The organism is Streptomyces sp. WM6386 (assembly GCF_000972385.1).
Classification (GTDB): domain Bacteria; phylum Actinomycetota; class Actinomycetes; order Streptomycetales; family Streptomycetaceae; genus Streptomyces.
This window is the reverse complement of record NZ_JXTE01000008.1, coordinates 56,441-69,566: the sequence shown is the minus strand read 5'-3', so window position 1 is coordinate 69,566 and position 13,126 is coordinate 56,441. Positions and strand designations below refer to the sequence as shown.

Below are 13,126 nucleotides of genomic sequence, written 5' to 3'. Positions count from 1 at the left end.
GTGCGTGAGGGGTGAGGATTCTGGCATTTTCCAGTGGAACATGCGCCAGATGACTAAGGTGGGTCAACTGAGCTTGTTTTCGGAACAGTTGACCTACATGTCCACCGGCGTGCGTCAATGGCGCGCGGTTGCTCAGAGGGTGGTGAGCCCGGACGCGTGCGCCCCTCCTGATTCGGCCACGATCTCGTCGAGTGTCTGCGGTGTACGCACGGTCGCGAAAGCGACCCCGCCACCGCCGCCGTCACCACGGCCGTCGCTCGGTGCGAACCCGTAAATACCGGGCCGGGCCAGGGAGTTGTACGCGTAGTGATGCGCGAAGTAGTACGCCCCCGTGTCCAGCGCCGCCGCGTAGTCCCCCTGTTCCAGCAGCGGCAGTGCCCGCCCCTCGGCGAGCAGATCCCCCGAGAAACAGGCCGGCCCGGCGATGTCCTGCACCACCTCGGGCCCCTCCTTGGGCCGCCCCTTCGCGTCGTACGCCGCGATCCTGAGCGGCCACGACCCCGGCACGTACACCGTCCGCGTCGCCACCTGCACCCCCGCGTGCGTCACCGCGATCGCCCGCCTGCCCGCGCTCTTGGCGTACTCGACCCGCGCCACGACCGTCCCGTGCTTGGCCAGCAGCGACCGCCCGAACTCGGTGACCAGCCCGTACCGCCCGTCGAACAGGCCCGGCACCGCCTCGCTCAGCAGCCGCGCGTACTGCGCGTACGTCGGCGCCGTCGCGTCCGAGCCGAAGTTCACCGGCAGCCCGCCACCGATGTCGACCGTGTCGATCTGCCGCCGCCCCAGGCTCCGGTTGATCTCCTCGGCGAGCGCGTACGTCTCCGCGGCCCCCTGCGCCATCAGCGACAGCGGGATGCCCTGCGAGCCGGTGTGCGCGTGCAGCCGGGTGAGCCAGGGGCGGTCGGCGTAGGCGCGCACGATCCACTCCCGGGCGCCCTCGTCCCGTAGCGCCACCCCGAACTTCGAGGTCGCCGTGGCCGTGGACGTCGCCCCGATCGAACCCCCGCCGACCTGCGGGTTGACCCGGATCCCGATGGGGGAGCGGCTCGTGGCCATGGGGGTACCTCCCACGCCTTTCGGGCCGTGGGGGAGCATCAGGGCGTCGATACGGTCCAGCTCCTGCGGATTGTCGGCGTTGACGGCGATCCCCAGCGCCAGCGCCTCCCGCAGCTCGGCCGGCGTCTTCGCGGGCGAGTCCAGAACGGTCATCTCCGGACGCAGCCCCGCCGCCCGCGCCAGCGCCAGCTCGCCCGGACTGGCCACCTCCGCGCCGATCCCCGCCTCCCGCAGCAGCCGCAGCACCGGCACCAGCGGGGTCGCCTTCACCGCGAAGGCGTGCAGCACCGGGGTGCCGGGCGCGGTGACCGCGTCGAACGCCGCGCGCAGCTCAGCCGCCGACTCCCGGATGCCGGTCACGTCCAGCAGGCCGACGATGGGGTGGCCGGGCCCCAGCAGCCCCTGCTCCACGGCGGCCCGCACCGCCTCGTCCCGCCGCACCGCACGTGCCGGCTGCTCCCCGTCGCCGATGTCCACGCCGTCCCCCGTCAGGTCGATGTCCGTGCCCATGCGTCCAGCCAAACACCGGTTCCTGCCCCACGTCGAAGGACCGCGCTATTGACTAGGTCTATTCAGAAAGTCAGGATGTGAATAACAGCAGCAACAGTCCGCTAGGAGGCAGACCATGTCAGGACCCCGCCCCGTCCGAGCGTCGCGCGGTACGGAACTGAGTGCCCTGGGATGGCAGCAGGAAGCCGCCCTGCGGATGCTGCAGAACAACCTCGACCCCGAGGTCGCCGAGCACCCCGACAAGCTCGTCGTCTACGGCGGCACGGGCAAGGCGGCCCGTGACTGGCGCTCCTTCGACGCGATGGTCCGCACGCTGCGCACCCTCAAGCAGGACGAGACGATGCTGGTCCAGTCCGGCCGGCCCGTCGGTGTCATGCAGACCCACGAGTGGGCGCCGCGCGTGCTGATCGCCAACTCCAACCTCGTCGGCGACTGGGCGAACTGGGAGGAGTTCCGCCGCCTGGAGGCCCTCGGCCTGACCATGTACGGCCAGATGACCGCCGGCTCCTGGATCTACATCGGCACCCAGGGCATCCTCCAGGGCACCTACGAGACGTTCTCCGCCGTCGCCGCGAAGAAGTTCGACGGCACCCTCGCCGGGACGATCACCCTCACCGCCGGCCTCGGCGGCATGGGCGGCGCCCAGCCGCTCGCCGTCACCATGAACGACGGTGTCGCGATCTGCATCGACTGCGACCCGCGGGCGATCGAGCGCCGGATCGAGCACCGGTACCTGGACGTGCGGGCCGACAGCCTCGAGCACGCGCTCCAGCTGGCGGTCGAGGCCCGTGACCAGCGCAAGCCGCTGTCCATCGGCGTCCTCGGCAACGCGGCGGACCTGTTGCCGCGGCTGCTCGCCATGGGCGCCCCCATCGACATCGTCACCGACCAGACCTCGGCCCACGACCCACTGGCGTATCTGCCGACGGGCCTCGCCTTCGAGGACATGGCGGACGCCGCGGCGAAGGACCCCGCCGGGTTCACCCAGCGCGCCCGTGAGTCGATGGCCCGGCACGTCGAGGCCATGGTCGGCTTCATGGACGCCGGTGCCGAGGTCTTCGACTACGGCAACTCGATCCGCGGCGAGGCCCAACTCGCCGGGTACGAGCGGGCGTTCGCCTTCCCGGGCTTCGTCCCCGCGTACATCCGACCGCTGTTCAGCGAGGGCAAGGGCCCCTTCCGCTGGGCGGCCCTGTCCGGCGAGGCGTCCGACATCGCGAAGACCGACAAGGCGATCCTGGAGCTGTTCCCCGAGAACGAGTCCCTGCACCGCTGGATCAAGATGGCGGGGGAGAGGGTCCACTTCCAGGGCCTGCCCGCCCGTATCTGCTGGCTCGGCTACGGCGAACGCGACAAGGCCGGCGAACGCTTCAACGACATGGTGGCCTCGGGCGAGCTGGCGGCCCCGCTGGCGATCGGCCGCGACCACCTCGACTCGGGTTCCGTGGCCTCCCCCTACCGCGAGACCGAGGCCATGCTCGACGGCTCCGACGCGATCGCCGACTGGCCGCTGCTGAACGCCATGGTGAACGTGGCGTCCGGCGCGTCGTGGGTGTCCATCCACCACGGTGGCGGCGTGGGCATGGGGCGGTCGATCCACGCGGGCCAGGTGTCCGTGGCCGACGGCACGAAGCTCGCCGGCGAGAAGCTCCGCAGGGTGCTGACGAACGACCCCGGCATGGGTGTCATCCGGCACGTGGACGCGGGGTACGACATCGCGGCGTCGGTCGCCGATGAGCGCGGTGTGCGGGTGCCCATGCGCGAGGGTGACGACGCGTGACGGTGAGCGAGAGCGGGCGCGTCAACACTCCGGCGGGGACCGAGGCCTCGTCGCCGGGCACGGATCCGGCCGCGCCCACCCGCCCCCACTCCCAGCCTCCTTCGAGCGGGGGGACCCCCACCGCCCTGCGGAACGACTGCCCACAGCCTGGGATTGCCAGTTCCTTCCACACCATGTGGAGCGACCTTCGCCCCATCGGCCGGCACCCCGACTCCCACGGCTACCGCCGCTACGCCTGGACCGGCGCCGACGCCGAGTGCCGGGCCTGGTTCAAGGAGCAGGCGGAGGCTCGCGGGCTGGCCTACGAGCTGGACCGCAACGGCAACCAGTGGGCGTGGCTCGGGGATCCGTCCGCCGGGGACGCCGTCGTCACCGGGTCGCATCTGGACTCCGTGCCGGACGGCGGTGCCTTCGACGGTCCCCTCGGCGTCGTGTCCTCCTTCGCCGCGCTCGACGAACTCCGCGCCCGCCGGGCGACGTTCACCAGGCCCCTCGCCCTCGTCAACTTCGGCGACGAGGAGGGCGCCCGGTTCGGGCTGGCCTGTGTCGGGTCGCGGCTCACCTCGGGGCAGCTCACCGTCGAACAGGCGCACCGGCTCACCGACGGGGACGGGGTCACGCTCCCCAAGGCCATGGAGGCCGCCGGGTACGACCCCGACGCCCTCGGCGCGGACCCGGAGCGGCTCTCCCGCATCGGCGCCTTCGTCGAGCTGCATGTCGAGCAGGGCCGGGCGCTTGACCTGTCCGGTGACCGGGTCGGGCTCGCCAGCGCCATCTGGCCGCACGGGCGGTGGCGGTTCGACTTCCGGGGCGAGGCCAACCACGCCGGCACCACCCGCCTCGTCGACCGGCGCGACCCGATGCTGTCGTACGCCGAGACCGTGCTCGCCGCCCGCCGCGAGGCCGAACTCGCCGGTGCCGTCGCCACCTTCGGCAAGATCTCCGTCGAGCCCAACGGCGTCAACGCCATCCCGTCCCTGGTCCGCGGCTGGCTCGACTCCCGCGCCGCCGACCAGGAGAGCCTGGACGCCGTGGTCGGCGGGGTCGAGAAGGCCGCCCGCGAGTACGCGGCAGCCCACGGCATCGACCTCGACGTGGTCCGCGAGTCCTTCACCCCCGTCGTCGAGTTCGACCACGCCCTGCGCGACGAACTCGCCCGCATCCTCGGCAGCAGCGGCGGCACCGACCTCAAGGTCCCCGTCCTGGGAACCGGCGCCGGACACGACGCCGGGATCCTCTCCGGGCACATCCCGACCGCCATGCTGTTCGTACGCAACCCCACGGGTGTCTCGCACTCCCCGGCCGAGTTCGCGGCCGAGGACGACTGCGTGGCCGGGGTACTCGCACTCGCCGACGTACTGGAAGGGCTGGCCTGCAGGTGACCCGGAAGACCTACTGGCTCGAACACGCCTGGCTCGACACCCACGTCGAGCCGGGCGTGGCCGTGACGACACAGGACGGTCGCATCACCACCGTCCGCACCGACACGCCCACCCCACCCCCCGGCGCCGAGATCCTGCGCGGGCTCACGCTGCCCGGCCTCGCCAACGCCCACTCGCACGCCTTCCACCGCGCCCTGCGCGGCACCGTCCAGGTCGGCTCAGGCACCTTCTGGACCTGGCGCGAGGTCATGTACGCCACGGCCGACCGGCTGACCCCGGAGACCTACCACGCTCTCGCCCGGGCCGCCTACGCCGAGATGGCCCTGGCCGGCATCACCGCGGTCGGCGAGTTCCACTACGTCCACCACGCCCCCGGCGGCACCCACTACGCCGACCCCAACGCCATGGGCGAGGCCCTCATCGCGGCCGCCGCCGACGCCGGCATCCGCATCACCCTCCTCGACACCGCCTACCTCTCCTCAGGCATCCTGAACAAGCACAGCGGACAGCCGCCCAACACCCACCAGCTCCGCTTCTCCGACGGCAGCGCGGACGCCTGGGCCGAACGCTGTTCAGTTCTCAAGGAACGGGATCACGCGCGGATCGGGGCGGCCGTCCACTCCGTACGAGCCGTGCCCGCAAGCCAGTTGGCGACGGTGGCGCAGTGGGCCGAGGAGCGGCGGGCCCCGCTCCATGTGCATCTGTCCGAGCAGACCGCCGAGAACGACGCCTGCCAGGCGGCCCACGGATGCACTCCCGCCCAGCTGCTCGCCGAGCACGGCGTCCTCGGCCGGCGCACCACCGGCGTCCACAACACCCACCTCACCGACGAGGACATCGCCCTCATCGGCGGCTCCGGCACCGGCACCTGTATGTGCCCCACGACGGAACGCGACCTCGCGGACGGCATCGGACCCGCGGTCGCCCTGCAGAGAGCGGGCTCCCCGCTCTCCCTCGGCTCCGACAGCCACGCCGTCATCGACCTGCTCGAAGAGGCACGGGCGATGGAGCTCAACGAGCGCCTGCGCACCCGCACCCGGGGCCACTGGACCGCCGCCGCGCTGCTACGGGCCGCCTCCGCCGACGGTCACGCGGCCCTCGGCTGGGACGAGGCGGGCACCCTGGAACCCGGCGCGCTCGCCGACTTCACGACGATCACGCTCGACTCGGTCAGGACGGCAGGGCCGCTTCCGCGGCTCGGGGCCGAGACGGCCGTATTCGCCGCGTCGGCAGCAGACGTGTCGCATACGGTCGTGGGCGGTCGGCACGTCGTACGGGACGGGGCCCACTGTCTCGTACCGGATGTACCGAAAGCCCTCGCGGACGCGGTCGAAGCCCTGCGCGGATGACCGCGGGCCGCCCGGCCGCGCGGCTCCCCTCCGTCCCGGAAGTCCCCGAACCCGCCCCCACCGCCGACCAGGCCACCAAGGACGCCATGAGCAACGCGACGACCGTCAGCCCCGCCCACTCCGCGAGCACCGCAAGCACGCTCATCACCAACATCGCCGCCCTGGTCACCAACGACCCCTCTCTAGGTGACGGATCCCCCCTCGGACTGATCCAGGACGCGGCCGTCGTCATCGAGGGCGACCGCGTCGTGTGGACCGGTGATCAAAGCAAAGCACCCGCCACTGACAACCGGGTCGACGCGGCCGGCCGGGCGGTCGTCCCCGGTTTCGTGGACTCCCACTCCCACCTCGTCTTCGCGGGCGACCGGACGCAGGAGTTCAACGCCCGGATGTCGGGGCGGGCGTACAGCGCGGGCGGCATCCGTACGACGGTCGCGGCGACCCGGGCGGCGAGCGACGCCGATCTGGAGGCCAACCTCACGCGCTACCTCGCCGAGGCCCTCCGCCAGGGCACCACGACCTTCGAGACGAAGTCCGGCTACGGCCTGACCGTCGAGGACGAGGCCCGCGCCCTGCGCATCGCCGCCGCGCACACCGAGGAGGTCACCTACCTGGGCGCGCACATCGTCTCGCCCGACTACGCCGAGGACCCGGCCGCCTATGTGGACCTCGTCACCGGCGAGATGCTCGACGCCTGTGCCCCCTACGCCCGTTGGATCGACGTCTTCTGCGAGAAGGGTGCCTTCGACGGCGACCAGGCACGCGCGATCCTCGCGGCGGGCAAGGCGAAGGGGCTGCACCCGCGCATCCACGCCAACCAGCTCTCCTACGGCCCCGGCGTCCAGCTCGCCGTCGAACTCGACGCCGCCAGCGCCGACCACTGCACCCACCTCACGGACGCCGACGTGGAGGCACTGGCGAACGGCAACACCGTCGCCACGCTCCTCCCCGGCGCCGAGTTCTCCACGCGCGCGCAGTGGCCGAACGCCCGCCGCCTCCTGGACGCCGGCGTGACGGTGGCCCTGTCGACCGACTGCAACCCGGGCTCGTCCTTCACCTCGTCCGTGCCGTTCTGCATCGCCCTCGCGGTACGGGACATGGGCATGACCCCCGACGAGGCGATCTGGTCGGCCACGGCGGGTGGCGCGGCGGCCCTGCGCCGCGACGACATCGGCCGCCTCGGTCCGGGTGCCCGAGCCGACCTCACCCTTCTCGACGCCCCGAGCCATGTCCACCTGGCCTACCGGCCGGGTGTGCCGCTGGTCGCCGGGGTATGGCGACAGGGCGTGCGCGAGATCTGAGCACTACGCCAGATCCGCCCGCACGCCCCGCGCTCACGACAGTCATGTCCCGCGCTCGCGCCGGCGGGGTCACTCCTCGACCGTCAGCCCCTTCCGCAGCCGCACCAGCGTCCGCGACAGCAACCGCGACACATGCATCTGCGAGATCCCGAGCTCGTCGCCGATCTCGGACTGCGTCAGCCCCGCCACGAACCGCAGGGAGAGGATCTTCCGGTCCCGGGACGGCAGTTCGGCGATCAGGGGCTTGAGGGACTCGACGTACTCGATGCCCTCGATGCCGTGGTCCTCGTAGCCGATCCGGTCGGCCAGGGCGCCCTCGGCGTCGTCCTCCTCCGGCTGGGCGTCCAGGGAAGAGGCCGTGTACGCGTTGGACGCGGCCATGCCCTCGACGACCTCGTCCTTGGTCAGGCCCAGGCGCTCGGCCAGTTCACCCACCGTCGGCGCACGGTCCAGCTGCTGGGCCAGCTCGTCGCCGGCCTTGGCGAGGTCGAGCCGGAGCTCCTGGAGCCGGCGAGGCACCCGCACCGACCACGACGTGTCGCGGAAGAAGCGCTTGATCTCACCGACGATGGTTGGCATCGCGAAGGTGGGGAACTCCACGCCGCGGGCGAGCTCGAAGCGGTCGATCGCCTTGATCAGGCCGATCGTGCCGACCTGGATGATGTCCTCCATCGGCTCGCTGCGGGAGCGGAACCGGGAGGCGGCGAACTTGACCAGGGCGAGGTTGAGCTCGACGAGCGTGTTACGGACGTACGAGTATTCGTGGGTGCCCTCCTCCAGCGACTCCAGCCGCGCGAAGAGGGTCTTGGACAGGGCCCGTGCGTCCACCGGCCCCACCTCGTCGAACGGGGGGATCTCCGGAAGCCCGGCAAGTAGGTCGTCCTGCTCGATGGGATCCAGATGTTCCGGGGGGGATGTCGACGTCGCTGTCTGGGTATGCGAGGCGTCGAGCCGGGGTGACATGATGTCCTCCATCGTTCTCGGCATATGGGCTGCCGAAGCCATTTGCGTGCACTGCGGTGTGCGGCGCCTCCAAAGCCGGCCGTGTCGAGTACGTGTCCTTACTAGCCCTACCCGCTTTCCCGACCCCACCGCAAGTGCATTCTGTTCGGATATGTCCGTTTGTGTGCAGATGTTCGGGTGTCAGTGCGTGGAGGGAAGGCGTAGTGTTCGTGGGCGTCAGGAGCAGCCACGACGTCGGGAGAGAGAGACGGCATGGACCGCGGGACGGTCGGCAGCGCACAGTCTGGCCGGCTTCTGGTCGAGGTGCGGAAACAAGGCGCCAGCGCCGTCGTGACCCCGGCGGGTGAGTTGGATCACCACACCGCCGATCTGTTGCGTGAGCCACTCGAGGCCTGCCTCGACGACGGCTTCAACCGCCTGGTGGTGGACTGCTCGCGTCTGGAGTTCTGTGACTCCACCGGGCTCAACGTACTTCTCGGCGCACGACTGAAGGCCGAGGCCGCAGGTGGCGGAGTGCATCTCGCCGGGATGCTGCCCGTGGTGGCGCGCGTCTTCGAGATCACCGGCGCCGATGCGGTCTTCACCGTCCATGACACGCTCGAAGCGGCCCTGGCCGACTAGACCGGCTGAGCCGGTCCGTCGGGCCTCGCGGTGCCCCGGGCGTCCCTGTGCGACCGGTGCTCTCCACACACGTCCGCCCCCGCGAGGAAAGACGCGTGCCGAAACAGGGGGTGTTCTGCCCGTTCGGTCGGGCAGGAGCATCCTGAAAAAGGCGTCAGGCGCGGCGACGGATCCATCGTCGATCTACGTACTGCACTCTGACTATTGAATCGTGAACTGGTGAATCGGTGAGGTGAAGCGCTGATGAGCAGCACCCGGCCTTTCTCGCCGGGCGACCGTGGCCCGGAGGCCGACGGCGCTTCCGGGGTGTCCGAAGGGGGTGGGGCCGTGCCGCCCGAGTCGTCGGCGGGCCGGCAGGTCCGCAGTCTGAGGTTCGACGGCGCGAGCGGCGTCGTCCCCCTGGCCCGTGACTTCGCCCGTCAGGCGTTGTACGCATGGGACTGGCTGCCCGCCGCCACGGCCGACCAGCGGGCGGCCGCCGAGGATGTCCTGCTCGTCGTCTCCGAGCTGGTCACCAACGCCTGTCTGCATGCCGAGGGCCCCGACGAGCTGTGGATCACGCTCGACAACAAGGTGATCCGCATCGAGGTCTCCGACCGGGGCAACGGTCAGCCGGCCCCCCGCACCCCGCACCGCGCGGGCCGTCCCGGCGGCCACGGCATGTTCATCGTGCAGCGCCTCTGCCTGGACTGGGGTGTGGTCCGCAGCCCCGGACTGGCGGGCAAGAAGGTGTGGGCGGAGCTGGGCGCACCGGCGTAATCCGGTTGGCGCGCCGGGCCCGGCCCCCTACCCTCGACCGCAACGCGCTGACGGAGACAAGTAGCCCCGGGCCACGCGAGCAGAGAGAGCCGCCGACAGCTGTGAAGGCGGCCTCGCGGTCCCGGTGCGAATCCACTCCCGAGTGCGGGGAGGAAATGCCCCGCCGGCTGGCCCCCGTCATCGGGCTCGAACGAGACCGTCGTACGGGCCGAAGAGATCCGGTTCTACGACGGTGAAGGCGTGGTGGCACCGCGAGCACCCTCTCGCCCACGCCCCGAGGGACCGACCCCGGGGCGGCGCCCGCCGTTCCGGCAGAACCGGACGGAGCGGGCACCATGCTCGACGTCACCCTCATCCGACAGCATCCCGACCGAGTCCAGGACGCCCTGAGCAAGCGCGCCGTGGACGCCGACCTCCCCGCCTTCCTCGCCCTGGACGCCGAGTTCCGCGAGGCCCGCAGCGCCGTGGAGCGGCTGCGCGGGGAGCGGCGGCGGATCTCGGCCGACATCGCCGTACGACGCCGCGCGGGCGAAGCCGCCGAGGGGCTCCGGGCCGGCGCCAAGGAGCTGACCGACCGGCTCGCCGCGGCCGAGACGGAGCTCGCCCGGCTGGCGCGGGAACACCGGACGTTCCTGGACGCCCTGCCCAACCTCCCGGACGACGACGTCGTCGCGGGCGGCAAGGAGAACAACCAGGTCGTGCGGGCCACCGGAACCCCGCCCGCGTTCGACTTCGACGCCAAGGACCACGTCCAGCTCACCGAGGAGCTCGGCCTCGTCGACCACAAACGCGGCACCCGGCTCGCCGGCAGCGGCCACTGGGTCTACCGGGGAGAGGGCGCGGCCCTGGAGTGGGCGCTGCTCAACCACTTCCTCGACACCCATCGCCGGGCGGGCTACGAGTTCGTGCTGCCGCCGCACCTGCTCACCTACGAAGCCGGCTATACGGCGGGACAGTTCCCGAAGTTCGCCGACGAGGTCTTCCGCACGGACGACGACCACTTCCTCCTGCCCACCGCCGAGACCGCCCTGGTGAACCTGCACCGCGGCGAGACCCTCGACGAGGCCGAACTCCCGCTCAAGTACGTGGCCTACACGCCCTGTTACCGCAAGGAGAGCGGCAGCCACCGCACCGCCGACCGCGGCACCCTGCGCGGCCACCAGTTCAACAAGGTCGAGCTGTTCCAGTTCGCCCGCCCCGAGGACTCGGCCGCGGCTCAGCGGGAACTCCTCGCCCGCGCCGAGGCGTTGGTCGCCGGACTCGGGCTGCACCACCGGGTCACCCAGCTCGCCGCCGAGGACATCAGCCCCGCCCAGGCCAAGACCTATGACGTCGAGGTGTGGCTGCCGAGCCTCGGCGCGTACACCGAGGTCAGCTCGGTGTCGAACGCCCGCGAGTACCAGGCCCGGCGCGGCGGCATCCGCTACCGTCCGGCAGGCGGCGGCAAGTCGGCGTACGTCCACACCCTCAACGCCTCGGGCCTCGCCACCAGCCGGCTGCTGCCCGCCATCCTGGAACAGCACCAGCGGGCCGACGGAACGGTCGAGGTGCCGCGGGTACTGAGGCGCTGGGGAGCCCCCGAGCTCCTCCGTCCTCGGGTTACCCGGGGTTAGCTCTCCACTCGAATCCCCTTTCGTGCGCGCCGGATCGTCACAACTCCGGCGCGCACCTTGTCTTCCCTCCTCGCGAGCCCGGGCGTACCTTGACGGCCCATCTGATGTGCCGTCAGGTACTCGCGCAAGGCAGGAACCAGTCAGGGAAACGAGTAAGGGAGCGGAACCGTGTCGTACCGGAAACGAACCGCCGCGCTCGCGTCCACCGCGGCCCTGGCCGGCTCGGTGGTGCTGATGGCCGCCCCCGCCGCCCGGGCCGAGGTCGTCGACGTCAAGTACCAGTGCAAGACGCCGATCGGCGACAAGAGCGCCGTCTCGCCCATCGACATCAAGGGCGTAAAGAGCGGCAGCGGTTACAAGATCACCATGTCCTGGCAGAAGGGCGTCTCGTCCAGCCCGGTCGATCTGGGCAAGGGGTCGATGAAGCCGAGCGCGGTCATCCAGCTGGGCGGTGCGGAGAAGGGCACCCTGAAGGTGACCGGCTCGGCCAACCAGGCGGTGGTGCCCGCCAACACCCCCATCAAGATCAATGACTTGAGCGGTACGTACACGCCGAAGGGGTCCGGCAAGGTCACCTTCACGGCGGGTGTGCTGACGATCATCGCGCTCGGTACGACGACCACCTGTACGCCGACGAACAGTCCTGGGCCGTCTCTGAGTCTCGATGTGACCGCCGCGGGTGGCTCCGCCGGGGGTGCGCAGAGTGAGTCCGGCTCCGGTGATTCCCTTCCGCAGACGGGGCCTGAGGATTCGGCGATCGCGCTGGGGACGCTTGGCGGCACGGTGTTGCTCGCGGGGGCGGCGGGGTCGTTGTGGGTGACGCGGAGGCGTCGGCGTTCTGTCGGGTGAGGTGCGCCATCGGATCTGCCGGGCCATGGCTTCTGGCGGCTGCGGGCGGTTCGTGGTTGCTCGCGCAGTTCCCTGCGCCCCTGACGGGGCGCGTACCGCAACGCACGATTTTACGGAGCCGCCGATGTCGTTCGCCCTTCGTGTGCTGGGGCTGACCCTGCTCGCTCTGCTCTCCGCCGTCCCGGTCGCAACTGCCGTCGGCGGGTGGTCCGTTGCGCCCTCGGGGGAGGGGCGGCCCGCGTTCTACGGGGAGGGTGAGCCCGGGGCCGTGCTTCAGGACACGGTGGCGCTGACCAACCGCGGCGAAGGCTCGGTCGACGTCTCTCTGAGGGGCGAGGGCGTCGACGTCACCTTCGCCGACGACCGGCTCCGGCCGGCCCCGGGCACCCGCACCGAGGTGCCCTTCACCGTGACCGTTCCCGATGAGGACGGGGCCGCCGGGATCGTGGTCCGGGACTCCGACGGGCGCACCCGGCGGGTGACTCTTCACCTGCGGGCCGTTGTGCCCAGCGTTTCCGCGCTGACCGTCGAGCACCTCGCCGTGCACGGTGATCGCATCACGTACGAGCTGGTCGATCGCGGTACGACCCCGCTCGTACCCACGCTCGCGGTCCGTGCCGACGGTGTCTTCGGCCGGGTTCTCGACCGGGCCCCGCGCACCCTGACGGCCGAGCTGGCGCCGGGGCGGCGGCTCGGGCTCAGCGAGCCATGGAGTGCGCCCGCGCTGGACTCTGTCGAGGTGCGGCTGACGGTGACGGCGGCGGGTGGGGTGCGGGACGCGGCGAGTGTGTCGACGGGGGACGGGCCGTGGGGGGTGGGGGTCGCCGGGGTGGTGGCGGCCGGGGGAGCGCTGTTCGTCGTACGACGTCGAAGGCGCCGTAGGGGCGACGCGCCCGAACCCTCTTGTGCCGAGGTCGAGTTGACGGGAGCGGTGTCGTGA

Annotated in this window: 11 protein-coding genes; 9 read left to right on the top strand and 2 right to left on the bottom strand. The window is 71.3% G+C overall.

From position 1 onward, the window contains the following. Nucleotides 1-132: 132 nt before the first annotated feature. Nucleotides 133-1,569 (bottom strand): diaminopimelate decarboxylase, encoded by a 1,437-nt coding sequence (locus TN53_RS07105; RefSeq protein ID WP_046257528.1) that lies wholly within the window; start codon nt 1,567-1,569, stop codon nt 133-135. A gap of 115 nt (nt 1,570-1,684) precedes the next feature. On the opposite strand from TN53_RS07105, the gene hutU reads away from it, so the two are divergent. The 4 genes from hutU to hutI all read left to right on the top strand — a co-directional run bounded on the left by hutU (nt 1,685) and on the right by hutI (nt 7,381). Then, a complete protein-coding gene (gene hutU, locus TN53_RS07100) occupies nt 1,685-3,349 on the top strand; it encodes a urocanate hydratase (RefSeq protein ID WP_046257527.1) in 1,665 nt (554 codons plus the stop codon). Nucleotides 3,350-3,474: 125 nt separating this feature from the next. Further along, nucleotides 3,475-4,731: an allantoate amidohydrolase gene (locus TN53_RS07095; RefSeq protein WP_046257614.1), complete on the top strand. Its 1,257-nt coding sequence runs from the start codon at nt 3,475-3,477 to the stop codon at nt 4,729-4,731. Next, on the top strand, nt 4,728-6,080 hold the full coding sequence (locus tag TN53_RS07090) for a formimidoylglutamate deiminase (RefSeq protein ID WP_046257526.1): 1,353 nt from the start codon (nt 4,728-4,730) through the stop codon (nt 6,078-6,080). The genes TN53_RS07095 and TN53_RS07090 overlap by 4 nt, the downstream gene beginning before the upstream one ends. Beyond that, entirely contained in the window at nt 6,077-7,381 is a 1,305-nt protein-coding gene (hutI, locus tag TN53_RS07085; RefSeq protein WP_046257525.1) for an imidazolonepropionase, read from the top strand. The genes TN53_RS07090 and hutI overlap by 4 nt, the downstream gene beginning before the upstream one ends. A 69-nt stretch (nt 7,382-7,450) precedes the next feature. Here hutI and TN53_RS07080 read toward each other — a convergent pair whose 3' ends face one another. Then, complete coding sequence (locus TN53_RS07080) at nt 7,451-8,356, bottom strand: RNA polymerase sigma factor SigF (protein WP_046257524.1); 906 nt, start codon at nt 8,354-8,356, stop codon at nt 7,451-7,453. A 240-nt stretch (nt 8,357-8,596) separates the two neighbouring features. On the opposite strand from TN53_RS07080, the gene TN53_RS07075 reads away from it, so the two are divergent. From TN53_RS07075 to TN53_RS07055, 5 genes are all read left to right on the top strand, one after another. Then, nucleotides 8,597-8,965, top strand: a complete 369-nt coding sequence (locus TN53_RS07075) for an STAS domain-containing protein (protein ID WP_046257523.1) — start codon at nt 8,597-8,599, stop codon at nt 8,963-8,965. Nucleotides 8,966-9,208: 243 nt separating this feature from the next. Then, entirely contained in the window at nt 9,209-9,724 is a 516-nt protein-coding gene (locus TN53_RS07070; RefSeq protein ID WP_046257522.1) for an ATP-binding protein, read from the top strand. 335 nt (nt 9,725-10,059) lie between these two features. Then, nucleotides 10,060-11,337 (top strand): serine--tRNA ligase, encoded by a 1,278-nt coding sequence (serS, locus tag TN53_RS07065; RefSeq protein ID WP_046257521.1) that lies wholly within the window; start codon nt 10,060-10,062, stop codon nt 11,335-11,337. Nucleotides 11,338-11,505: 168 nt separating this feature from the next. After that, nucleotides 11,506-12,186, top strand: coding sequence for an LPXTG cell wall anchor domain-containing protein (locus TN53_RS07060; protein WP_046257520.1), 681 nt, complete (start codon nt 11,506-11,508; stop codon nt 12,184-12,186). 124 nt (nt 12,187-12,310) lie between these two features. After that, complete coding sequence (locus TN53_RS07055; RefSeq protein WP_046257519.1) at nt 12,311-13,126, top strand: LPXTG cell wall anchor domain-containing protein; 816 nt, start codon at nt 12,311-12,313, stop codon at nt 13,124-13,126.